The sequence below is a fragment of the Vibrio qinghaiensis genome (assembly GCF_002257545.1).
Classification (GTDB): Bacteria; Pseudomonadota; Gammaproteobacteria; order Enterobacterales; family Vibrionaceae; genus Vibrio; species Vibrio ordalii.
In genome coordinates this window covers 949,904-973,408 of the sequence record NZ_CP022741.1, presented here as the reverse complement: position 1 = coordinate 973,408, position 23,505 = coordinate 949,904, and the positions used below count along the sequence as shown (strand labels likewise).

Sequence of the window (23,505 nt, the reverse complement as noted above, 5' to 3'; positions counted from 1 at the left end):
AGCACAATTCCACCCTCGTTATAGCCCAATAAAGCCGCGCTCATGGAGAGTATCAAGATCAAGATCCGGCCCTTTAGGTACCACTTGAGTTGGGTTAATGCCGATATGGCTGAAATAATAGTGGCGTTTGATGTGGTAAAAATCGGTCGTTTGTTTGATACCGTCGATTTGGTAAAGCTCTTTTAAGTAACCGCTTAAGTTCTCATAATCGGCGATACGCTGTTTATTGCATTTAAAATGCCCGACGTAAACAGCATCAAAACGGATAAGTGTCGTGAATAAACGCCAATCTGCCTCAGTGATCTGGTTACCAACCAGGTAGCGATGCGTCGCTAGATGATTGTTGACCTTATCTAACGCCGTAAAAAGTGCATCATAAGCATCGTCATAGGCCTCTTGCGTGGTCGCAAAGCCACATCGATAGACGCCATTATTAATATTAGGGTAGATATACGCATTCCATTCATCGATAGCTTTGCTGAGTGTTTGCGGATAGTAGTCGTGCTGGTTACCCGTTAACTCATTAAATGCACTGTTAAACATGCGAATAATCTCAGCAGATTCATTGCTAACAATGGTATTGGTCTTCTTATCCCACAGCACAGGTACAGTTACTCGCCCTGAATAATCTACCTTTGCTTTGGTGTAGATTTGATGGAGCTTGGTATAGCCGAACAGAGGTTCAGGAATACCAAAAGACCAACCTTCACTCAGCATATCAGGGCAAACGACAGTAACATCAATGTGTTCGGTGAGTGATTTAAGCTGGCGAAAAATCAATGTACGGTGAGCCCAAGGGCATGCCAAAGAGACATACAGATGATAACGGTCCGATTCTGGTTGAAATCGTGCATCTGGCTGGCTGTCGACCCAGTGTCTGAATCCTGCGTCTTCGCGTACAAAATGCCCAGCGCTGCTTTTGGTGTCATACCAAACATCGTGCCAGACGCCTTCAACTAATTTTCCCATGATCTCCACTCCTCATTCCGATGACTTTTTTATTATAAGTAGGAGAGAAAATGGTAAAACCGGAGGAAGTTGTCCTTGTTATTCAGAAATTTTGAACAGTGCGATTTATCTATACCCGATTTGTCTATACCTAAGCGCACAGATAAAAAAAGCGCGACCCAGAAATGCGTCGCGCTTAAACCTGTCACAGGCTAAATTTAGAGTTCGACATGCAAACAAGACACAGCATGTTCATCACTGCCTTTAATCTGCGGTTTTTGCTGTGCACAGATTTCCGTCGCTTGAGGACAGCGGGTACGGAAAACACATCCTGAAGGCGGGTTGATTGGCGAAGGTAAATCCCCTTCTAGCATCTGAATTTTCTTAGCACGCTCCAGTTTCGGATCTGGAATTGGCACAGCCGACATCAAAGCTTTGGTGTAAGGGTGTGATGGATTCGCAAACAACGCCTCAGAGGTGCCAAGCTCGACCGCATTGCCTAAATACATCACGAGTACACGATCAGAGATGTGTTTCACTACCGATAAATCATGGGCAATAAAAACCAAACTTAAACCAAGCTCATTTTGCAACTCTTTGAGCAGGTTAACCACCTGCGCTTGGATTGAAACATCCAAAGCAGAAACTGGCTCATCACAGATGATCATTTTCGGTTTTAAAATGAGCGCACGGGCAATACCAATACGTTGACACTGACCACCAGAGAATTCATGGGGATAGCGGTTAATGACGTTCGGCAATAAACCAACTTTTGTCATCATCTCTTTTACACGGTCCTTTACTTCTTGCTTCGAAAGTTCTGGATAAAAGGTCTGAAGTGGCTCTGCAATAATATCGCCAACCGACATTCTTGGGTTCAATGACGCCAGTGGGTCTTGGAAAATCATCTGAATTTGCTTACGGGTTTTGCGACGCTCAACCTCATGCATTTTCGTCAAATCATTTCCTAGCCACACCACTTCACCCTCGGTGGCTTCGACTAAACCAATGATCGCTCGCGCAAAAGTAGACTTTCCGCAGCCTGATTCGCCTACGACGCCGAGAGTTTCACCCTCATATAGGCGCACATTAACGCCATCTACGGCTTTTAGGTTGGATGGTTTAGACCACGGCCATGCGGATTTAGAGGCAATGTTGAAGTGAACTTTGAGGTTCTTTACATCCAGTAATAATGGTTTTTGTTCGCTCATTTAACCCAAGCCTCCCAATCAGAAAAACAGGCACGTTGGCGGCCATCGGCAAATGGCAATAAAATAGGTGCTTCACGTTTACAGCGTTCAGTCACTCGGTGGCAGCGCTCTTGATAAGGACAACCCGGTGGCAATCGTAGCAAGTTAGGTGGGTTGCCAGGAATTGTTGGTAATATTTCACCTTCCGTATCCAAACGAGGAATGGCTTTTAATAAACCTTCAGCGTAAGGGTGACTCGGGTTGTAGAAAATTTCATCCACAGAGCCATATTCCATCGTACGCCCAGCATACATTACCAATACTTTGTCACATGAACCCGCAACCACACCCAGATCATGGGTGATCATGATAATGGCGGTATTGAATTCGCTTTTAAGTTCATTCAACAAATCCATAATTTGGGCTTGCACCGTTACGTCCAATGCAGTGGTGGGTTCATCGGCAATCAGTAACTTAGGCCGGCATAACAATGCCATTGCAATCATAACGCGTTGACGCATACCGCCAGAAAACTCATGCGGATACATGGTAATTCGCTTACGCGCTTCGGGGATTTTAACCGCCTCTAGCATACGTACCGACTCTTCAAATGCGGCCGACTTGCTCATTCCTTTGTGCAGCATCAGCACTTCCATCAACTGCTCGCTGACCTTCATATAAGGATTCAGTGACGTCATTGGGTCTTGGAAGATCATCGCAATTTGTTCAGCACGCACTTTGTTCAAGGCTTTTTCTGGCAAATTGAGGATCTCTTTCCCTTCAAATTTTGCGCTGCCCGTGATAATACCGTTTTTGGCAAGTAGGCCCATAATAGCGAACACGGTTTGCGATTTACCAGAGCCAGACTCCCCTATGATACCGAGGGTTTCGCCTTGCTCCAGTGAAAAAGTTAAATCGTTAACAGCAGTGACAATACCATCTTGAGTGGTAAATTCGACCCGCAGATCTTTGACATCTAATAAGCTCATTATTGCTTCCTTAATCTTTTAATTATCGGTCTTTAGGATCAAGCGCATCACGCAGACCATCACCGACATAGTTAAAGCAAAACAGGGTGACCACCATGAACGCGGCTGGGAAAGCAAGTTGCCAAATAGCGACTTCCATTGTTTGTGAACCTTCTTGTAGAAGTGCTCCCCAGCTTGTCATCGGCTCTTGAACACCAAGACCAAGGAAAGATAAAAATGACTCTGTCAAAATCATACTTGGGATCAATAGCGTCGAATAGACCGCTACAATACCCAACACGTTTGGCACAATATGACGTGTAATAATTTTCCAGTTGCTGACGCCACACACATGCGCCGCTTCAATAAACTCTTTGCTGCGTAGGCTCAAGGTTTGGCCACGCACAATTCGCGCCATATCAAGCCATGCAATTGCACCGATAGCGACGAAGATAAGTACGATATTGCGGCCGAAGAACGTGACCAAAACAATCACAAGGAACATGAAAGGAACAGCGTATAGAATCTCCAAAATACGCATCATAATGCGGTCTACTTTACCGCCGATGAAGCCCGACGCCGCACCATAAAGTGTGCCGATCAGAACAGCAACCAACGCGCCCATTACGCCAACCATCAGCGAGATTCGTCCACCCACTAAGGTACGCACATACAAATCACGCCCAAGGCTATCGGTGCCAAACCAGTGATCCGCATTGGGCCCAACGTGCATTGAATACCAGTCCGTATCGTCATAGGTATACGGGGCCATCATCGGTAGTACGATCACCGCAAGGGTCATCATCGTCAGAATACACAAACTGACCATTGCCGCTCTGTTACGCATAAAGCGAATTCGCGCATCTTGCCATAAGCTGCGGCCCGCTATTTCTAAGTTTTCAGAAAACTTCTCAACCGCGGCTAGGTTTTCTCTTTTCGTTAACATAACCATACGTCCCTGTTAGTAGCGAATTTTCGGGTCAATGACCGCAAGCAAAATATCAACAATGGCGTTGAAAAGAATAAATAGGAAACCAATTAAAATGGTCACACCCATCACCAATGAGTAATCGCGGTTAAATGCAGCGTTAACAAACAGCTTACCGATACCCGGTAGACCGAAAATCGTTTCAATCACCACAGACCCCGTAATAATACCGACAAACGCAGGCCCCATATACGACACAACAGGCAGTAAAGCTGGCTTCAACGCATGGTTAACAACGATATAGGGATAACTCAATCCTTTCGCGCGTGCCGTGCGAATAAAGTTACTGTTGAGTGTTTCAATCATTGAGCCACGGGTGATGCGGGCAAAGGTGGCAATATAGAGCATCGACATACCCAGCACTGGCAGCACTAAATATTGGAAACTTCCATCTAACCAACCACCAGCCGGGAATATTTTCCAATGCAAGGAGAAGAGATAAATTAAAGCTGGGGCGAGAACAAACGACGGCATCACCACGCCAATCATTGCCGTCGACATGATGGTGTAGTCAATCCATGTGTTGTGTTTTAGTGCGGCAATAGTACCGATAGAAACACCCGCGATAACAGTAAAAATAAACGCGATAAAGCCGACTTTGGCCGAGACAGGCAAGGCAACGGCGATCAATTCATTCACCGTATAATCTTGGTATTTGAATGATGGGCCAAAATCACCTTGTAAAATATTGGTCAAGTAGGTGAAGTATTGCTCAGACACAGGTTTGTCTAAGCCATATTTGGCCTCAATGTTGGCCATTACTTCCGGTGGTAAAGGGCGCTCGCTTGAGAATGGGTTACCCGGAGCGAAACGCATGAGAAAGAAAGATACCGTGATCAACACCAACATGGTTGGTATCGCTTCCAATATCCTTTTTGCGATGAATTTAAGCATAAACTCACTCTTTCAGTCTGTGACAATGAAAATTAGAAAGACGCTGCATGTAAATTACTATCTGAAAATAGCTACATGCAGTGTCTAAGTCGTTATATTTTTATCAGCGTAAGGAGCTTACTTTGCTTTGATATAGAGATCTTTTGAGTAGATCTTCTCTTCCGCGTTATTCATCGGGAAGCCGCCTACATTAGGAGATAATAAACGAGATTTAACATACTGATAGATAGGGGCAATCGGCATATCTTTGGTTAATAGTTTTTCAGCATCCAGATATAGCTTAGTGCGCTCTTCTTCAGAGGTTGATTTCAACGCTTTATCAATAATTGCATCGTATTCAGCGCTTTGATAGTGCAAACCACCGGTGGTGTTATTGCTCACCATTAAGGTTAGGAATGAAGATGCTTCATTATAGTCACCACACCAACCAGCACGTGCCACTTCAAAGTTACCTTGATCTTTAGAATCTAGATACGTTTTCCACTCTTGGTTCTCTAATACGACATTAATACCGAGCGTTTTTTTCCACATAGAACCCAATGCTACAGCGATTTTCTTGTGGTTTTCCGATGTATTGTAGAGGAGGCTAAATTTCAGAGGGTTGTCTTCATTAAAGCCCGCTTCAGCCAACAATTTTGCCGCTTCTGCATCGCGCTCTTTTTGCGTCATCTTGCCATATGCTGGCATTTGAGGATTAAAGCCAGCCGTAATTTCAGGTGTTAAGAAATAAGCTGGTTTTTGGCCTTGACCTAAAATCGCATCACTCACAATGTTACGGTCGATAGCGTAAGAAATCGCTTTGCGTACGCGAACGTCGTCAAATGGTGCCTTTTTGGTATTGAACAGATAGTAATAGGTACACAAGTTACCCTGAATCGATACTGATTCCGGGTGTTCTTTCTTCAGACGCTTAAAATGCTCGGTGGGTAATTCATAAGAGATATCGATTTCGCCTGCTAGGAAACGGTTCATTTCTGATACTTGGTTTTCTATGGGCAAAAAGGTGACTTTGTTAATGACTGTTTTGTCATTGTCCCAATATTGCTCGTTACGTTTTAATACTAAACGCTCATTCACAACCCATTGATCAACAACATAAGCACCGTTGCCAACAAAATGCTCAGGCTTGGTCCATTGGTCACCAAACTTTTCTACGGTTGCTTTATGAACGGGTTTCACGGTTGTGTGGCCCATCATCATGACGAAATAAGGCACAGCATCTTCAAGTTCAACAACGAGTGTATGGTCATCTTTAGCTTTAACGCCAAGTTCACTTTTGTCTTTCGTTCCTGCGATAATCTCTTTGGCATTTTTCATCTTGGTATATTCCATATACCAAGAGTAAGGAGAAGCCGTTACAGGGTCGACTGCACGTTGGAAGCTGAAAACAAAATCACCAGCCGTGACAGGATCGCCATTTGACCATTTTGCATTTTTGCGCAAATGGAAAATAAAGGTTTTGTTGTCCGTCGTTTCCCAACTTTCTGCGACACCAGGAATAGTTTTACCATCAGCGTCTTGGTTCACAAGCCCTTCCAATAAGTCGCGAATAACGTGCGACTCAGGAACACCTTGAGATTTGTGAGGATCGAGTGTGGCGACTTCAGTACCGTTACCACGAACGATTTCCTGAACTTTAGCCAACTTAGTGCCCGCTGGAACATCAGCGGCGAGAGAAAAAGTAGAAGTGGCAGCAACGGCCATACCCGCCCCTAGAAGAAGGGCTTGGGTGATTTTATTTTTATACATGCATAAACTCCAAGTTTTTATTTTTGCATCCATGACTTCCTTAAGAGTTTTCTAGTAACACTAGAACTTTAGATTTATTTAGCGCAAAAACTAAGCAGAAAAATCTAAAAACTCATAAGGATAGCGGCACACATTAGCAACCATTGAAGTAAGTTGCCATAAAATCGCAGCAAAAAAATGCATAATTCTATGGTTTACCCAATGAAATAGATGAATAGCCCAACAATTAACTCAAACTCAGTGAATTAAAGTTATCAAGAATCATCTGGTCAGACCATAGTACCGAATCATCTAGTGTTGAGTGTTTTTTCAGCACATCACGCTGGATAATCAGCCTTTTTTTAACATCTTAGTTACGTTAGATCTAACTTAAAGGGATAATCCTGTCATCTGGAAATAAAATCCGTGAAGGGTGTCACTAAAATCAACCGACAATAAATTAACAATAAATTAACACGGCGCTGATTGGTAATAATAAATAAACACTTTGACCGAAAATGTAACCTAATGCTTACGCAGGCTGCTGGCACTCAGTTTAGCAATGCTCAAACGGGCACTAAGATGATCGAGCTCAATTAAGATGATCGAGCTCAATGTAGCGAATTAACTCCATGGCCGAACGAATGCCCAATTTACTTTGAATTCTCGCTTTGTAAGTACTGACTGTTTTCTGATTAATATCCAGTTGATTAGCTATCTGCTTATTGGTCAAACCTTGAATCAACAAATTTGCCACACTCAACTCTCTGCTGGATAGCCTTTCATTGAGTCGAAAACTCGGCTGAAAACTAACAGTTTGTCCAACCTCTCCCATCAAGCTCTGAATGGTGTCAGTCAGTGCAGCTGATTTGACAATGTGTCGAGCCTGGGTCAAACCTGCGGCTATTGTTGCATGATATTCGTTGAGAAAAATAAGTCTTCCCTTAAAATTTATCGACTCTATATGCTGATACAACTCTAAACGCGCATCGTGACTATAATAGCTATCCACCACGACTAAATTAAAAGGTAAATCACGTAATTTTTTAGTAGTGCAATCGAGATCATTGGCAAGAGCAACTTGTGTCACGCGCTCTTCTCTCATCAACATTTTTCTTAGGGCATTAGCGCTGATCGAATTTTCGCCAACTAATAAGCAATGCACGCCATCATCAATACTTTGGTGACTTAACTGCTTACTGATGTTTTTGCTATACAGTTCAGCAAGATCGCCAATCGGCATCGGCCTAGCCGAATAATAGCCTTGGCAAGTATCAACGCCTAAATGACGTAAATATTGCCATGTATCTTCATCCTCGACGCCTTCGACAACACAGTGTAAACCCAAGGATTGAGCGAGTAATAAACACATGTTGGTCAGTTGCTGATTCTTATAATTGGTGGAGAGATCGCGAACAAAACTTTGGTCCACTTTAAGTTCAGTAAAAGGCAGCTTCGAAAGCTGACTTAAGGAGGCATAACCAGTACCGAAATCATCAATGGATAGACCAACACCATGCATCCTTAAACGCGCAAGATTAGCCAGTGATGCTGTCGTACCGTTATAGACATGATCTTCCGTGAGCTCGAGTGTGAGTTTATCAGTGGGAAACGCGTATTTGTGACAGAGAGTAAGAATGGGGTCACAGATCAGCTGTTGTAAATTACTCTGGGAGATATTGATTGATAGCTGGAGATCGGCTGACAAACGGCCTAAAGCCGATAATGCTTTATCCAAAACAATTAAAAACAGCTTATCCATCAAATTAAGCTCTTCAATGAGAGACAGGAAGTGCGCAGGGCTCAGCACTCCGTGAATTGGGTGATCAAGTCGAACAAGTGCCTCAACGCCAACCATGGCTCCCGTTTTGAAATCAAACTGAGGTTGATAATAATTGAACAACCAATCCTCATTAAAGGCTGTTTCTATCTCTTTATCACTTAATGAGATCGGTACAATACTTGCCGCCTGCTGATCATATTTTAGATGGTAGGACTGGATCAGACTTTCAAGCTGCTCAACAGAGTAAGGTTTTCGTAAAACATCAACAAAATTAAAATCCGCTAAACAGCACATGTTATAGGTGAGATCTAAAACAGCATCATCAACCGCACTCAGTATGATGATACCAAGTGAGGGGTATTTCTCTCCTAGCATCGACAAGAGCGTTACCCCATCCATTTCTGGCATATGAATATCACAGAAAACCAGTGATATATTCTTCTCTAAACATAGAGTCAATGCTTGATGGCCATTCGTTGCAATATCGACGTTATTCAACCCGAGTTGTCTGAGTTTCAGTTTCAAACTCGTCGCTTGAATTCGATCATCTTCGACAATCAAAATGTTCATTCGTCATCTGCCTGCTGTCGTGTATTTAACCATTCTTGCGCTTGTGTAATCACGAGTTTCATTTCCGTTATTAATTTTTGTCTTGCTGATATCATAGCTTGTGGTTCTAATTCGCGCTCCAAGCTCACCGCTAGACTCGCGAGATAATCCAATTGAAGTGCTCCTGCAGAGCCTTTAACACGATGAGCTATCATTTTGTAATCAGAATCATGCTTTTCAAGTGCATCGACTTCGGCAGCCAAAGCTTCTGCCACAACAGAAGCAATTTCACTTTTTTCACCCGGTAAAAAGCTCTCAAGCCAGCTTTTTGAGTCAGCATTTACTAAAGGATATATAGAAAGATAACCACTCAACATAGTGTACAGAGACGCCAACGTGTAAGGCTTATACAACACATGTTCCATACCCGACTGGTATGCCTTCTCTGCAATCAAACGTGAGTCTTCAGCCGTACAACCAATAATAACCTTGTACCTTTCTTTGGGAATATGGTTCGTTACATACCTTGTGAGAGCAAAACCATCCATTTTAGGCATATGACAGTCCGTTAGTAATAAATCGAACTGGCTGTCTTCACTTTGTAAAAGATGGCATGCCTCTTCTCCATCACCAGCGATCGTTGCTTGCACACCAAGTTCGTGCAGCTGTTTTTTTAATAACAAACGATTAATCGCGTCATCATCAACCACTAAAACATGCCCACAAAGTTTCATTTTTTTCGGTTGAACAAGCACTTGTTCACTATCTTTTACCTTGCCAATAAGCAAGTCAGGGTAGAGGTTGTTTTTGGTCATTATCATGTCAAAATCGAACAATGATGCATCGCTTTGACTGTCTGATACTTGCCAACACCTTAGCCACTCTTTAACCCGTTCATCACGGCATCGATAACCACGTTGGGTCAAGGGTTCAGAAGTGAGTTCACCACAAATAGGGATCACTATCGTCACTTCAGTTCCTTGTTGTAATTCACTAGAGACCGTAATCTTGCCGCCCATAAGATTAACCAAGTTCCAGACTATCGACATACCAAGTCCAGTGCCACCATACCGCCGTGTAATGGTTTTATCGGCTTGTATGAAAGGCTTAAATAGCGAATCCAAATGAGATTCACTCATCCCACACCCTGTATCTTTCACAGCAAACACAACCTTTTCTTCAGTCATTTCAACGCGAACTGAAACCCTACCTGACGTGGTAAATTTGACAGCATTTTCCAGTACATTGGAAATCACTTGATTTAAACGTAATGCATCAAACTTGGCGTAAATAATGTTTGTCGGCACCCAATCAACAGCAAACTCTATCCCTTTTAGTAAGGCACTCGCTTCGAAACTTCTGATAGTTGGACATAGCTCGTCTAAAATATTATGTCGTCGCATATCAAGTTGTAACTGCTGAGCTTCCATTTTTGAAAAATCTAAAATGTCATTGACATGATGCTTAATTCTCTCAGCAGAACGAATTGCATTCGTGAGTAGTAAATGACTCTCCTCGTTTTTAATTCGAGTCGATAAAATTTCCATCAACCCTAGCATAGCGGCGATCGGCGTTCTAAGCTCATGACTCATAACCGCTAAAAAATGATTCCTCGCATCTACTGCTTCTAGCGCCTTATTATTAGAGTCACGTAGTGCTAATTCTGATAACTTGAGTTCAGTGATATCACTGCAAACGGTCAAATAATAGGTATCCCCACTCTTGGGATGCGCAATCGATTCATGATTGATGACATAATACTTCTCATCAATCTGATAGTGTTTATTCGACAGATCCACAGATCCGATTCCAGCACATATGAAACCATTCACGTCATTACTAATTAAAGAAGCCTTACTACATTGATTATATGAGCGGTTAGATAACACTACTTTCCCATTCACATCTGAAATAAAGATCATGCTGGGTATTTTATCGAGCAAATCTGTCAGCCATTGCACTTGAACTTCTGAAAGTTTTGAACTGATTTGACTGTATTTTAAGGAGCTTTTTAACTTATAGAAAATAATTATTCCAAATAATAACAAAAACAAAAAAATGCACATTGCAACCAAGGAATAGATTATAACTTGCTGCTTATCATAGCCATAATTCACATTCACTTTCTTATGGCGTGATTTTAGTTCATTGATCTCAGACTCAGTTACCATAGTTAAAGATCGGCTGAGCATTTCAGACAATATCGACTCATCCTTTCGAAAAACCATACCTATATTAATAGAATAACCTTCACTATCTGTTGCTGGAAGTATCAAAAACCTATCACCAAAATATGCCATTTGCTGATTTATAATATCTTGATTCATTAAGGCATGAGTGATTTTACCAGATTTCAAATCTAGAATAACCTTTTTAATATCTCTATAAACTTTAACTTTTTTATTATCTTCATAGCTTTTTAAGTGGCTATATAAGTAACCAGTACGATCTAATATCGCTAATTTCTTCTGTTGAAAAGGCTTTTTAGTGACCACATAACCAAATTGTAAATTAGTGTAAGGTTGAGTCGCTAGAAAATCACGATTATCGATATCATCAACATTTAATGAAGGCAATAAATCGACTTCATTATCGATAAGCATCTGTCTAATATCTCTGCCATTAGCAGGCACATACTGAAATTGAAGAAAACTTTTTGACTCAATGAGCTTCAGTAAATCATGAACATATCCTTTTACCTGATTATCACCTTCATCACAATAAGAGAGTGGGTATATATCTTCTTCTATGGTGTATCTGACAATTTGATTGCCATTTTCTTGGCTTAGTAATTCTAAGCTATCTTGGTTATTTAGAAAATATATATTAGTCGAATCTATCTTATTATCGGTATTACCTGTAGCTTCAGCTAGAATGAGTTTGTCAAAAATATTTTTTAGTTGATCATTTATTATTGGTAAAATAATTCTATTTCTTTCGATACCTAATCGACCATCTGAAATAATATCTCCATCAAACCCAGAGTTAGGGCTGATATAATGATTGAGTGATATATAGTTAGTTATCGTTGCATCGGCTAAGCCTTGCTTTATCATTTCGGCCGATTCTAAGAAACTTTGTGCTAGCAATATATGTGGATAATGGCTCTGCTCCAGTATGTCGCAGTAGGCAGAACCTTGTACACAGACCCATTTCAAATTATTTATATCTTGCTGTTTTAGTTTCTTATCTCTTAACCAAATCACTCGTAGGTTATCGTATAACGGTAAGGTGAATAAAAGATTTTTTTCTCTCTCTTCTGTTTTACTAAAACCAATAGCGAAGTCTACATCGCCATTATGCACAGCTGTGATAAGCGTCGTTATCGATTGGTAGCTTCGATATTCAATTTTTATCCCCAGATCTTTCTCTATGCCTACCGCATAATCATGCTGAATGCCGGTTTTATTCTCAATTCCGCCCCAATAAGGTAACCAAGGTTCAGACAGCACCCCCATTACAATAGTTTCTTTTGTTTTTAAATAGATACGGTCTGAATCTGACAAATAATCAGCGGCATAAGCATGATTAAAAAGTAAGTAAAACGCTAAAACTAACGGCAAGTAAATACGCAACAAATTTATTCTCGTGATATTGATTCCAATATATAACTAGTTTAACGGGACTGCTCGCCATTGCCAATGGATACCGCGTTAGAACATCATTGATTAAAATATATATTTATCAACACCTTGATGCAAGGTAGGAATAATCCTACAAAAGAATAAACCAGTACTTTTCGCAAGCATTCCGAGGATCTGCGGTATGAAAATGAACAACACCGATAAGGTGATCATTTCTTGCAATATTTTCAATTGCCCAAGGTTTAATACCGTATGGCCAATACGGTTAGCAGGCACTTGGAAGAGATATTGAAACAGGGCAACAGACTAACGCTGCAACGAGTAGGGCAAGTATAAGCCGCTTTGACGAAAGTCAGACATAGCCATACAAACTATTGATATTATCCTCTCTATCGATTTTGTACAGTGTTCATATCCAAACATAAGCCCTTAAATGGAAGGACATAATGAAAAAGATCGCACTATTTATTACAGCATCGCTTATCGCGGGCAACACTTTAGCTGCCCAAACGTACATTCGTAACGGCAATATCTATACCCACGAAGGTCAATGGGTTGCGGAAGTGGGTGCTTTTGGCAGCACTGACCTACTCAAGGATCAAGACAAGTCTTATGGTGCTTTGCTGAACTTTGGCTACCACGGTGAAGATTTGAATGCAGACCTCACCGGTATTAACTACCGCTTCTTTGGTAACACAGGGGATGTCCTTAATCTAAGTACTTACCTGACGGGCAGCGGCATTACTTATGACCAAGATTCAGCAAACAGCGTTAAAGGAATGGATAAGCGTAAAGCCACGGTTGATCTGGGTTTAAACGCCGATATCGCGCTGGGTGACGGTACCGTATCGACCTACTTCCAACACGATATTCTCAACGAAAATAAAGGCTACAAAACTGGCGTTAACTACTTCCATATCATCGATTTAGGTGCTGTTGATTTGGTACCTTTTGCGGGCATTAGTTACCAGAGTTCGGATTACAACAACTACTATTTCGGTGTGAAAGACAAAGAAGCGACCGCACAGCGTAAAGCTTACCATGCAGGTGGCGACTTCTCTTACAACCTAGGTTACAAACTGGTTTATCCAATTAATGACCGTTGGGAAATCACCCAAACCAGTGCTTACACCCGTTTAGGCTCGGATGTCGCCCATTCGCCAATCGTAGAAAGCGCGAACCAATGGCTCGTTGGCGCAACCGTCGCTTACCACTTCTAAGCTGTACCGCCCTCAGGCAGGAGCCGCATCCCCTGCCTGATTTTTCTACTTGAACTGCCCTTCTCGATCAAAATAGCGTCGATATGAACCCACGCATTGATTCTCTATGAATCTTGCCTTTTGCCTGTCTGAGTTTTCCATGCCTGAGGTAATTCATGGAGTACAAATCTACGATCCCATGAAACTCAATTTTGTCCCATTATTGGCTACGACCGATTAGCAACTCAGGTCACTGAAGTATAATTTGACCTACATTTAATAATTCCAAAAATACGGAAGTAAAGTCAGATTATACCTCTATCTAAGTGACCAAATTCAGCCTGTCACTGCACTATTTAGCTGTTGTTTATCTGAGGGTTAAAGAGGAGGGAGACGTTCAGGTTGTTTCACTAAACTCGATGAAATAATGGTAGCGCTTATGTGTGCGAATTTTGGTATTTGGTATGCTATTGTATGCTTGCTTGTTGGTTTGGATTAGGAAAGTGGTGTGCATAAAGCAGTAGGTAAAGCGATTAGTGATACAGTTGTTGAACGACTAAAAACACCTTTGATAGCTACTTTCATCTTCTCTTGGTTAGTGGTCAATCACTCAGTTGTACTTCAATTCACATTTGAAACCTTACCCAATAAGGTTGCACTAGCTAAAAGTCTACAAGTTGGTTGGTGGTATGGGCTGTTCCTACCTGCAATTGTATCTCTTGGTTACATACTCCTTATACCTGCCTTACAACTAGGTTTAGATTTGTTAGTTCTTAATACTCTTGGTGAATCACGTAAGAAGCATGATGTTAAAGATGCTAGGAATAAACTTGAATCTACACAAGAACACCAGATTAAGTTACGTGATAAAGAGTTAGAGAGCTGGGAGCAGGAAAGAAAGGAACTAAATGATGAAGTTGAGAAAGTACACAATGGTATGGCTAAGGTGTTGGCTCAGCTTAATTCGGCTCAAGAAATGAATGAATCCTTAGAATCAGCAAGGCTAGAGATTGATTCAGATAGACAAAAGTTAGAGGATGCTATTAATAGAGCTGTCGAATCATTAGAGAAGCCAGCAATGAACGCTGGTTCGGGTTACGATGACGAAAGAAGTCCTGAAGAAGTTTATAAAGAAACAATTGAAATCCTGAGAGAAGTAGTATTTGACCCAGAAGGCCTCCCTTTCTGACGCTTCTAAATAACTAGATTATGATATGCACCATCAATACTAAACACCAAGCTAAGCGGCTTTCCATACCTTTATTTATTGATGATTTGCTAAATTAGCAAATGCACTGACAAAGTTTTGTCCAAAAACGACTTACCAGACTCAATAAAACGTGATGGCCCTACGTCATAAACGTGCGTAATGTCTGTTTTCTTCCTAAAAGGTATAAGGAACTCAATGCTTCTTAGAGCTCTCTAGCAACTTAATTTCGCTTCACGTTTTGGCTCTTTTAGCGATGACGAAAATGGCCCATTCGATAGAAAAGAAGCGAACAGAGCAGCAAGCCGCAGCCGAAAATCTTATTCTCTGGCATCGATTCATCATAAATCAGCACGCTCAGAACCAGTGTCCAGATTGGCTCAAGCAGCATTAATATCGCCGCATTAGTGGGGTTGGCGTGCTTTTGACCTACGGTTTGCATCAAATACCGCAAACTGGTGGCGAGTAATACGCTCAGAGCAAGCCACTTCCATGTCATCAAACTTATTTGATCTGGCCATGACTCAAACAGTAAAGAGAGTAATACACCAAGGCAGCCGCCAACAAACAGTTGTAATGTAGTGAGCAACATCGGCGGCAGATTAGCCGAAAAACGACTGTTAAAGTTAAAATGTAATGCCAAGCTAAAGGCCGCAGCCATAAACCACAGCTGACTGGTCGCGACGACCCACTCCCCATTCCACGACAGTAAAAAAAGCCCAATCAGTGCAATGGGTAGCGACAACCAAAATGCGCGCGCCGGTTTAGTGCCAAACAGCGGCCATGCTAATAACGGAACAAACAGCATAGAGAGGCTCATGATGAATGCGCCCTCGCCTAGCGTGTCGCTAATGGAAATCGCGTGGATCCAGCAAAAAATCGAGCCACCTAGCAACACGCCCACACCCATCGATTTTAAACAATCGTGCAGTGAGGCTTGGCGCAGCGCTTTAAGACAAAATGGCAGTAGGCACAGCGACGCCAAAAGAAAGCGCACGCCAATAAAGCCAAAAGGCGGTAGGCCTTGAATGGCTTGTTTGGAAAACACCCAGCCCGCAGCGGCCAATAAGGTCGTGATAACTAAAATTAATTCTGCGCGTCGGTTTGCGTACATAGCTTGGCTTATCGTGAAATGAGTAGAGGAACGATTGTAACGAGATTTTTGATCGCGCGTTACTCTCGATTACTTTTATCGTTAATGGTCGGAGGTGCGCATAAAAGGAAAAGACGGCTTACCGAAAGTAAGCCGTTGTTCTTAAAGAAAATAGAACGGTTTATAGCGCTTTCACCAATTCTGCAATTCCCTGCCAATCACCTTTATCCATCAGATCTGTCGGTACCATCCACGTACCGCCACACGCCACTACGGATTTAATCGACAAATACTCTTGAACGTTACTTGGGCTAACGCCACCTGTTGGCATGAAATTGACCGGATAAACCGCCGTCAATGCTTTGAGCATGGCCACGCCACCGGAAGGCTCAGCTGGGAAGAATTTCAATGTGCGCAAACCCATCTCCATCGCTTGCTCAACCAAACTTGGGTTGTTGACGCCCGGAACAATTGCCACATGACGCTGTTGGCAATATCTCACCGTGGTTGGGTTAAAACCGGGGCTGACTACAAAGTCCACGCCCGCTTCAATGGCTTGGTCTACTTGTGCCGTGGTCAGTACTGTCCCTGCGCCAATCAGCATCTCTGGGTAGGCGGCACGCATCAAACGAATCGATTCTGCAGCCGCTTCTGTTCTAAAGGTCACTTCCGCGCATGGCAACCCATTTTCAACCAACACTTTGGCCAAAGGGACCGCTTGGCTAGCATCATTAATCGCAATCACAGGGACGATTTTGATTTCTTTCAATCGTTGTTCAAGAGTTTTCATTTCATAACCTTATAGTAAAACGCTTTTTATAATAAGAAGCTTAGGACAGCGACAATCACAAACGCGATGCTACCAAGCAGTGTTTCCATCACAGTCCAAGTTTTGAGTGTGGTTTTCTCATCCATTTCCATCAAGCGAGAAACCAGCCAGTGCGGTATACACACCAAATAATTATGCACCAAAACACCAATAGGAATGACAATTCTTATATCTAGGAATTTGAGAATAACTCTAGCCTCGTAACGGATTTAAGTGGCATACCTACCACTTAAATTTTGATAGTTGAATTAGCAAAAATATGATCACGCAGATATGAAGGAGGACATATGTCCTCCCTGCACTACCAATGCCTACTTTATTATCATCTCTTCGAAAACAATCACTCTTACAACAATAATAAAGGACATCAGCATGGAACTCTTTGCCCTACTGGATATCAATAATACGCTCGTTAATATTCCGATTAGTGGCGGTTATGCCATGAGCTGGATTGAAGCTTTCGGCACAGTATTCGGTCTATTATGTATTTGGTTTGCCAGTCAAGAAAAAACCATTAATTACCTTTTCGGTTTGTTGAACGTCACACTGTTTGCAGTGATTTTCTTCCAGATCCAATTGTATGGTTTACTTCTGCTACAACTCTTTTTCTTCTGTGCGAACGTTTACGGTTGGTACGCTTGGACAAGACCAAATGCTGATGGTGATACCTTGCAAGTTCGCTGGCTCAGTAAACCGAAGTTAATGATCACCACCGTATTAAGCGTTGTTGCCATTGCTTTGCTCACTCTCTATATAGACCCATTCTTTTTCGCATTAGCTAACATTGCAGTTGATAGCCTGAATATAGTTGGTGCAAATTTGGCACAACCAGTGTTAGAACCCGATGCATTCCCATTTTGGGATTCAGCCATGACCGTTTTGTCGATTGTTGCACAAATTTTGATGACACGTAAATACGTCGAAAACTGGGCACTGTGGGTTGTCATCAATATTATCAGTGTGGGTGTTTATGCCACTCAAGGTGTCTATGCTATGTCTGTACAATACGCCATTTTGATGTTCATTGCGGCCAACGGAACTCGCGAATGGGCACGTACAGCAAAAATGAACAACAAGAAGAAACAGAGGACTAGTGACAGTAAAGAGGCACTAGCATGAGCAAACAACCTCACATTTGTGTAGATGAGAGCCAAGTATCATCACATGTTATCGTGTGTGGAGAGCCAGACCGAGCCAATCGGATCGCCGCTTTAATCGATGATGCCGAGTTATTGGCTGAAAATCGCGAATACCGTTTATTTAACGGCCAATATAAAGGTAAACCAGTCACCATTTGTAGTACTGGAATTGGAGCTCCATCGATGATCATTGCGATTGAAGAACTTAAACAGTGCGGCGCTACACACATTGTGCGCGTCGGCTCCGCAGGTGCAATGCAAACTCAGATTCAATTAGGTGATTTAATTGTCGCTGAGGGTGCGGTACGCGATGAAGGGGGTTCTCAAGCATACATAAAGGCGGCTTACCCTGCCTATGCGAGCTTTTGTTTGCTCAAAGAATTGAATTGTTTTTTAGCTAACCAATCAACACCTTATCATTTAGGCGTGGTGCGTTCCCATGACAGTTTCTACACCGATGAAGAGCAACAAATCTCGCATTACTGGAATAAAAAAGGCGTGCTAGGTGCAGATATGGAAACCTCAGCATTACTGACTATAGGGCGTCTGCGTGGGCTTGAGGTCGCTTCAATTCTAAACAATGTAGTGCTGTATCAACAAGATGTGAAAGAAGGCGTTGAACAATATGTTAATGCTGACCACGCAATGATGGCTGGTGAAAAATTAGCGGCAACAGCGGCTTTAGAAGCACTCTATAAACAAATCTAACTCTTGATATTTCATCCAGATAAATAATATTAAGCGGTAACGTATGCGCCGCTTGTATTAAACACGATCTAAAGCACAGTCCATGGTCAAAATAATAGAATGTGTTGTAATAATGGCAAAGTCTGATTAGCTTTACCGCACCTATCCCTTGATGAGTTCACTATGAAGATTAGCCCTTATGCTTCAGGTCGGTTCCAATCATTCTTATCTGACAAAAATCGAGCGTTTAACGATCTGATTTATCAGTGCCAAGTTACTAGCAGTTACCTTGATGTAGGAAGTGAAATCCTTCGTCAAGGCGAAAAACTGGAGTATCTGTATATCGTCCCAATTGGTCGTGTATCGATGAGTATCATTGCCGCTAATGGACGGCGTTTTCAACTTGGTGAAACCAATTGTGATTATCACATTTTCGGTGAGATGGAGTATTTTACTCAAACGCCTTGCCAATGGACTGTGGTTGCTGATGAGCATTTACAAGTTGATACCATTTCCTTGACCTCACTCACCCAAGCACTGCATGCTCACCCTGAAATGATGTTTTTCTTTGCTGCGGGTCTAGCGGAAGATTACCAAGACTCAATGGATATTTATACCAACCGGCTGCTTCATCCTATTACTTACAATATTGCTTACGATTTACTGATACAAAAAGAAACCAGAGCCGCACTCGGCGGTTTTGAAAAAGTAAACCAAGAAGCGGAACGCTTTGGTACTTCTGGTCGAGTTTATCGGCGCGCCGTGAAAGATCTCATGAATAAAGGGTTAATTACCAAAACAGAACAAGGCTTAACCATTATCAATGAACACGAGTTAAGAGCATTCTTAAATAACCATGAATAAGCCGGATGTTATTGTTCAAGTGTGACCAACTCGCACAATTATCAACAAACTCATTAATAATCCCTAAAATGGGCTTGCTTTCTTGCCTCCTCACCCCAAAAAAGAGAGTAATGTGAGGCAGAAGCTCTCCTTTTCATGGATCTTTGATTCATCGCAAGGCGCTTTTCCCCCTGCCAGATTAATTAATAGCTTCTGATTTTGAAGCTGCATTCTAAGGAAATAATAATGTCTGATACACCTACTACCGTTGAATATACCGTTGAAACCCTAAAGCCTGTTGTTGAATCTTCCGGTTCTATTTGGGGTTATGTGGCGGGCGGTGTCGTGCTTGCAGTGGTTCTTGGTTACTTTGCTTTTAAAAAGCTCAACAAACCGGCCTTTGTCATTAAGCAAATGCGTAAACGTAACCGCAAAGAGATGAAAAAACATGGTGTGGAAAGTGCCGAAGCGATGGTCGATCTCGATCTTCTACTCGATGCAGTACAAGAGTACGCCACCCAACAAGCAATGAGTGGCACAGCTATGGTGCAGTTATTAGCGCCGTTAAATGACGCCAATAAAATGAAATCTGCAGGAGATTTCTATCATTCAATGGCCTACATTGCCAAAAGCATCAATAACCCGACGTTGGCTAAAACATTACAGAACAAATCAAAACAGGTTCGTTCAAGCTCGCCACTGATGGCTGGCCTGCTCAAGCGTGCTGGCGTTTAACTGGCACTACTGCAAAACCTGCGATGTGGGTGTATTACCATCACCCACATCTAAAAGTTTTCCCCTCAGTTAAGGCTGAAATGGCAGTGATGAATGGTGCAGAACAATTCGCAGTTGGCCCTGTTCATCTTTCTTAAATGCCCAGCTTTTATCCACCAAGGTTTGCTTTCCTTTATTGTCGATGAGCTTGACATGCCCCATGGTTAAGGCCACATCACCGTTGATGTAGACTGCTGCGTTATCAAAGCTGTACTCCTTCCAACCTTTTAGTGCAAAACCAGAATCTTGTGGGTATTGCTTATCACTGCCGACAAAATACGATAGCGCTCCGTCTACTTCTGTGCGAAAGGTTTGCTCCCCACTGGCAAGCGTAGGTTTGAAAAGCACCGCACCTTGTTGATAGCCATACGCTTGGTCTAATACTTGCTTTGCCAACTTCTTCGCTTCGGCATGACCTTTTTGCTCATAAGTCTGGCTGATCTTGATTAACGCTTCTCCCCAAGCTTGCTGGGCATCAAGCACCTCTTGATGGCTAATATTGTTATTAACCAATAAATTAGAAGCCTGAGCGGACAGCGGTAACAACCCGCAGAGTAATAATGCTGAAATGGAAATTCTTTTATGTGTACGTTGCATGATGAAGACCTTATCTAGTTGATGGAACTAATGTAGTTGATGGAACTAATGTAGTTGATGGGAGTAATTTACGCCCTCTCGATGAACCTAAACCATGCGCTTAGATTAACTTCAGATGAATATTCTTTACCCAATACCAACGGATCGCTTACTCTGCTCACCTATTGAATTTATGCGGCGATCATTATGTTTCGTTATCAATTATCTCTCGTACTGGCTCTGTTACTCACCCTAATCTTAGCCCAAGCTGGCACCTCTTTATGGTCAAATAACGTCGCTAATGAGCACATTCAGCGCGGGCAGATCTCCAATCAAATCTTGCAAAGCTTTATGCAGTTGAGCACGGAAAAACAGCAGTTGAAAATTTGGCTTGCCGAATATTTATTGACCAAAGATGGCAGCACGCTCAAACGAGACATGCGCTTTTCAAAGATTGAAGATTTGCTCAGCGAGCTCTATTTGCTAACCGAGCAAGCACAGCAACACGGTATCACCAACCAAGACTTTGCCGAGATCACTCAGCAAATCAAAGTCATCTCTCTCTTTGAAACTAACTTTGGACGATTAAAAACAGCGCTTCGATCCTGGGAAATCGCAAAAATCACAGACAATAATGATCGCTGGCTTTTACTCAGTGACACCTTTGATAAAGTGGATAATACCGACCTACGCCAGCTGCTGAATCAAGCTATTTCTCTACAGAAACAACGTACTGCACGCTATGAAGCGGCAGCGATGAAATCATTATCTGATGTAGAAAATGTCATTGTAACCTTATCATTACTGGGGGTAGTCTTTGGCTTGCTACTAGGAGGCTGGTTACTGCGCACCTTATCCAAACCGTTAGCGGAGCTGCTAAAAAGCACTTCAGCTTTAGAACAAGGCCATCTTAACCATCGAGTATCGGTCAGCGGGCCAAGTGAGCTCAGAACCCTAGCGCAGCATTTTAATTACATGGCACAAAGCCTTGAAAATGCGCAGCAAAAAGAGATCGCTTCGCGTCAACTCATTGAGCGAGAAGTTGCTGCACGCACCCAAGAACTCGCCAATGCACTCGAAACATTGGAGCAAGCTAAACGCCAGCAGAAAGAGTTTTTTGCGAACGTTAGCCATGAATTGCGTACTCCCGCAACGGCCATTTTAGGAGAAGCGCAAATTACCCTTCGCAGTCGTCAAAATAGTGATGAAGAGTATCGACAAACGCTACAGCGTATCAATGAATCGGCAACCCACCTTTCCTACCGGATCGACGATTTATTGCTGCTTATCCGTCAAGATGAAAAGCTGTTCCAACCGACTCTTATCCCTATCACCTTAGAGAGTCTATGGCAGTCGGTGACGAGACAAGCCACCCTTTTAACTCACGCGCATCAAGTGCAACTTGAATGTCTTCACCCACAACAGGCAAACTGGCAAGCTCGGATCTTTCATACTGATTTAGATAAGCTACTGATGACCGTGCGAATTATCGTCGATAATGCATTGCGCTATGATCCACATCACCAGCCTATTACGCTCACTCTGCTAGTTGAGCCCCAGCAATTTCATCTTCAATTGCAAGATCACGGTATTGGCATTGACCAAGAGGACCTCGCACAGATTTTCCAACGCTATTTTCGGTCCGAAAACGGCAAACGCTATCGCCCTGATGGCTTGGGGATTGGTTTAACGCTGGCTTATAACATTGTGCAACAGCAACGCGGAACCATCGCATTCCAAAGCCAACTGGCTCAAGGCACAACCGTTACACTTACCTTTGAACTGGAAGAGGAAGAATTATGAGAATTCTTTTAATTGAAGATGATGCCAGAATTGCCAACTTTATTGAGCGAGGGCTCAAAGCAGAAGGTCACCACATTCAGCGACTAAATGATGGGCAATACGCACTTGAAACACTCATAAGCGGCGAGCCCGATATTTTAATTTTAGATCGAATGCTTCCGCACACCGATGGATTAACTCTTTGTCAGCAAATACGTGAAGCCGGTATTGATGTGCGCATTTTGATGCTTTCTGCACTGGGCGAAGTTGAAGAACGGGTTCGGGGCCTACGCATTGGTGCGGATGATTATCTGGCAAAACCTTTTCATTTTGAAGAGTTACTGGCTCGCCTAGATGCGCTGCAACGTCGACATTCTGACTCTGCGCCAATGCCCACTCTACACATTGCAGACTTAACGCTCTGCTTATCAACCATGGCCGTAACACGGGCAGGACAAACCATTGAGTTAACCGCCAAAGAACTCGCCATATTAGAGCTATTGATGCATAAACCCGGTCATATTTTTAGCCGAGAACGGATTCTTGCTAATGTTTGGGGCCTCCATCAAGATCCCCTAACCAACGTAGTCGATGTGTATATGCGTCGTTTACGCAAAAAAATTGATGACCCTTTCTCATCAGCACTGATTAAAACTAAACGCGGTATGGGCTATTTTCTCGATAAAAATAGTGGTGAGTAAGGCACAGGAAATGGATAATTTAACCCTTATCTAACAAAATGGT

At 42.5% G+C, this 23,505-nt stretch carries 19 protein-coding genes and 2 pseudogenes; 8 read left to right on the top strand and 13 right to left on the bottom strand.

The genetic code is table 11. The features are described from left to right. Positions 1–18 precede the first annotated feature (18 nt). The 9 genes and pseudogenes from CCZ37_RS04580 to CCZ37_RS04540 form a co-directional block, all read right to left on the bottom strand. Entirely contained in the window at positions 19–969 is a 951-nt protein-coding gene (locus tag CCZ37_RS04580; RefSeq protein WP_094499866.1) for a glutathione S-transferase family protein, read from the bottom strand. A 197-nt stretch (positions 970–1,166) separates the two neighbouring features. Further along, on the bottom strand, positions 1,167–2,159 hold the full coding sequence (oppF, locus tag CCZ37_RS04575; protein ID WP_010319732.1) for a murein tripeptide/oligopeptide ABC transporter ATP binding protein OppF: 993 nt from the start codon (positions 2,157–2,159) through the stop codon (positions 1,167–1,169). Then, positions 2,156–3,127: an ABC transporter ATP-binding protein gene (gene oppD / locus CCZ37_RS04570; RefSeq protein WP_094499865.1), complete on the bottom strand. Its 972-nt coding sequence runs from the start codon at positions 3,125–3,127 to the stop codon at positions 2,156–2,158. Before oppD ends, oppF begins: the two co-directional genes overlap by 4 nt. Positions 3,128–3,149: 22 nt before the next feature. Further along, the gene (oppC, locus tag CCZ37_RS04565; protein ID WP_094499864.1) at positions 3,150–4,052 is read right to left on the bottom strand and encodes an oligopeptide ABC transporter permease OppC; all 903 of its coding nucleotides are present in this window, start codon (positions 4,050–4,052) and stop codon (positions 3,150–3,152) included. 15 nt (positions 4,053–4,067) lie between these two features. Further along, positions 4,068–4,988: an oligopeptide ABC transporter permease OppB gene (gene oppB, locus CCZ37_RS04560; protein WP_013856495.1), complete on the bottom strand. Its 921-nt coding sequence runs from the start codon at positions 4,986–4,988 to the stop codon at positions 4,068–4,070. Between the two features lie 117 nt (positions 4,989–5,105). Continuing rightward, a complete protein-coding gene (locus tag CCZ37_RS04555; protein WP_157729197.1) occupies positions 5,106–6,737 on the bottom strand; it encodes an ABC transporter substrate-binding protein in 1,632 nt (543 codons plus the stop codon). Between the two features lie 571 nt (positions 6,738–7,308). Then, positions 7,309–9,069, bottom strand: a complete 1,761-nt coding sequence (locus tag CCZ37_RS04550) for an EAL domain-containing protein (protein ID WP_094499862.1) — start codon at positions 9,067–9,069, stop codon at positions 7,309–7,311. Then, positions 9,066–12,626, bottom strand: a complete 3,561-nt coding sequence (locus CCZ37_RS04545) for an ATP-binding protein (protein WP_244187287.1) — start codon at positions 12,624–12,626, stop codon at positions 9,066–9,068. The genes CCZ37_RS04550 and CCZ37_RS04545 overlap by 4 nt, the downstream gene beginning before the upstream one ends. A gap of 90 nt (positions 12,627–12,716) precedes the next feature. Continuing rightward, positions 12,717–12,935, bottom strand: a pseudogene (locus tag CCZ37_RS04540) (DMT family protein); the annotation flags it as partial. A 143-nt stretch (positions 12,936–13,078) separates the two neighbouring features. On the opposite strand from CCZ37_RS04540, the gene ompV reads away from it, so the two are divergent. Then, entirely contained in the window at positions 13,079–13,852 is a 774-nt protein-coding gene (ompV, locus tag CCZ37_RS04535; RefSeq protein WP_094499860.1) for an outer membrane protein OmpV, read from the top strand. Positions 13,853–14,339: 487 nt separating this feature from the next. Beyond that, complete coding sequence (locus CCZ37_RS04530; RefSeq protein ID WP_010318572.1) at positions 14,340–15,020, top strand: hypothetical protein; 681 nt, start codon at positions 14,340–14,342, stop codon at positions 15,018–15,020. A 268-nt stretch (positions 15,021–15,288) separates the two neighbouring features. Here the strand turns inward: CCZ37_RS04530 and CCZ37_RS04525 are convergent, their stop codons facing one another. From CCZ37_RS04525 to CCZ37_RS04515, 3 genes and pseudogenes are all read right to left on the bottom strand, one after another. Continuing rightward, positions 15,289–16,152: a DMT family transporter gene (locus CCZ37_RS04525; protein WP_094499859.1), complete on the bottom strand. Its 864-nt coding sequence runs from the start codon at positions 16,150–16,152 to the stop codon at positions 15,289–15,291. A gap of 160 nt (positions 16,153–16,312) precedes the next feature. After that, positions 16,313–16,921 carry a bifunctional 4-hydroxy-2-oxoglutarate aldolase/2-dehydro-3-deoxy-phosphogluconate aldolase gene (locus tag CCZ37_RS04520; RefSeq protein WP_010318570.1) on the bottom strand — a complete coding sequence of 203 codons (609 nt, stop codon included), beginning with the start codon at positions 16,919–16,921 and terminating at the stop codon, positions 16,313–16,315. A gap of 26 nt (positions 16,922–16,947) precedes the next feature. After that, positions 16,948–17,073, bottom strand: a pseudogene (locus tag CCZ37_RS04515) (GntT/GntP/DsdX family permease); the annotation flags it as partial. A 259-nt stretch (positions 17,074–17,332) separates the two neighbouring features. Here CCZ37_RS04515 and pnuC point away from each other — a divergent pair. The 4 genes from pnuC to CCZ37_RS04495 all read left to right on the top strand — a co-directional run bounded on the left by pnuC (position 17,333) and on the right by CCZ37_RS04495 (position 20,364). Beyond that, on the top strand, positions 17,333–18,079 hold the full coding sequence (gene pnuC, locus CCZ37_RS04510; protein WP_010319100.1) for a nicotinamide riboside transporter PnuC: 747 nt from the start codon (positions 17,333–17,335) through the stop codon (positions 18,077–18,079). Then, on the top strand, positions 18,076–18,807 hold the full coding sequence (locus tag CCZ37_RS04505; RefSeq protein WP_010319101.1) for a nucleoside phosphorylase: 732 nt from the start codon (positions 18,076–18,078) through the stop codon (positions 18,805–18,807). The genes pnuC and CCZ37_RS04505 overlap by 4 nt, the downstream gene beginning before the upstream one ends. 162 nt (positions 18,808–18,969) lie before the next feature. Continuing rightward, on the top strand, positions 18,970–19,650 hold the full coding sequence (locus tag CCZ37_RS04500; protein ID WP_010319102.1) for a Crp/Fnr family transcriptional regulator: 681 nt from the start codon (positions 18,970–18,972) through the stop codon (positions 19,648–19,650). A 225-nt stretch (positions 19,651–19,875) separates the two neighbouring features. Then, complete coding sequence (locus CCZ37_RS04495; protein ID WP_167372382.1) at positions 19,876–20,364, top strand: hypothetical protein; 489 nt, start codon at positions 19,876–19,878, stop codon at positions 20,362–20,364. Between the two features lie 69 nt (positions 20,365–20,433). On the opposite strand, the gene CCZ37_RS04490 is transcribed toward CCZ37_RS04495, so the two are convergent. Then, on the bottom strand, positions 20,434–21,000 hold the full coding sequence (locus CCZ37_RS04490) for a phosphoribosyl-AMP cyclohydrolase (protein ID WP_094499857.1): 567 nt from the start codon (positions 20,998–21,000) through the stop codon (positions 20,434–20,436). 186 nt (positions 21,001–21,186) lie between these two features. Here CCZ37_RS04490 and CCZ37_RS04485 point away from each other — a divergent pair, with 186 nt between their 5' ends. Both CCZ37_RS04485 and CCZ37_RS04480 read left to right on the top strand, forming a co-directional pair. After that, a complete protein-coding gene (locus CCZ37_RS04485; RefSeq protein WP_094499856.1) occupies positions 21,187–22,782 on the top strand; it encodes a sensor histidine kinase in 1,596 nt (531 codons plus the stop codon). Next, positions 22,779–23,462, top strand: coding sequence for a response regulator transcription factor (locus CCZ37_RS04480; protein WP_010318418.1), 684 nt, complete (start codon positions 22,779–22,781; stop codon positions 23,460–23,462). The genes CCZ37_RS04485 and CCZ37_RS04480 overlap by 4 nt, the downstream gene beginning before the upstream one ends. The last annotated feature ends 43 nt before the right edge of the window (positions 23,463–23,505 follow it).

Excerpts from the sequence above, each read along its gene's own strand:
- CCZ37_RS04580 (WP_094499866.1), bottom strand. The coding sequence starts at position 969 with ATGGGAAAATTAGTTGAAGGCGTCTGGCACGATGTTTGGTATGACACC.
- oppF (WP_010319732.1), bottom strand. The coding sequence starts at position 2,159 with ATGAGCGAACAAAAACCATTATTACTGGATGTAAAGAACCTCAAAGTT.
- oppD (WP_094499865.1), bottom strand. The coding sequence starts at position 3,127 with ATGAGCTTATTAGATGTCAAAGATCTGCGGGTCGAATTTACCACTCAA.
- oppC (WP_094499864.1), bottom strand. The coding sequence starts at position 4,052 with ATGTTAACGAAAAGAGAAAACCTAGCCGCGGTTGAGAAGTTTTCTGAA.
- oppB (WP_013856495.1), bottom strand. The coding sequence starts at position 4,988 with ATGCTTAAATTCATCGCAAAAAGGATATTGGAAGCGATACCAACCATG.
- CCZ37_RS04555 (WP_157729197.1), bottom strand. The coding sequence starts at position 6,737 with ATGTATAAAAATAAAATCACCCAAGCCCTTCTTCTAGGGGCGGGTATG.
- CCZ37_RS04550 (WP_094499862.1), bottom strand. The coding sequence starts at position 9,069 with ATGAACATTTTGATTGTCGAAGATGATCGAATTCAAGCGACGAGTTTG.
- ompV (WP_094499860.1), top strand. The coding sequence starts at position 13,079 with ATGAAAAAGATCGCACTATTTATTACAGCATCGCTTATCGCGGGCAAC.
- CCZ37_RS04525 (WP_094499859.1), bottom strand. The coding sequence starts at position 16,152 with ATGTACGCAAACCGACGCGCAGAATTAATTTTAGTTATCACGACCTTA.
- CCZ37_RS04520 (WP_010318570.1), bottom strand. The coding sequence starts at position 16,921 with ATGAAAACTCTTGAACAACGATTGAAAGAAATCAAAATCGTCCCTGTG.
- pnuC (WP_010319100.1), top strand. The coding sequence starts at position 17,333 with ATGGAACTCTTTGCCCTACTGGATATCAATAATACGCTCGTTAATATT.
- CCZ37_RS04505 (WP_010319101.1), top strand. The coding sequence starts at position 18,076 with ATGAGCAAACAACCTCACATTTGTGTAGATGAGAGCCAAGTATCATCA.
- CCZ37_RS04500 (WP_010319102.1), top strand. The coding sequence starts at position 18,970 with ATGAAGATTAGCCCTTATGCTTCAGGTCGGTTCCAATCATTCTTATCT.
- CCZ37_RS04495 (WP_167372382.1), top strand. The coding sequence starts at position 19,876 with ATGTCTGATACACCTACTACCGTTGAATATACCGTTGAAACCCTAAAG.
- CCZ37_RS04490 (WP_094499857.1), bottom strand. The coding sequence starts at position 21,000 with ATGCAACGTACACATAAAAGAATTTCCATTTCAGCATTATTACTCTGC.
- CCZ37_RS04485 (WP_094499856.1), top strand. The coding sequence starts at position 21,187 with ATGTTTCGTTATCAATTATCTCTCGTACTGGCTCTGTTACTCACCCTA.
- CCZ37_RS04480 (WP_010318418.1), top strand. The coding sequence starts at position 22,779 with ATGAGAATTCTTTTAATTGAAGATGATGCCAGAATTGCCAACTTTATT.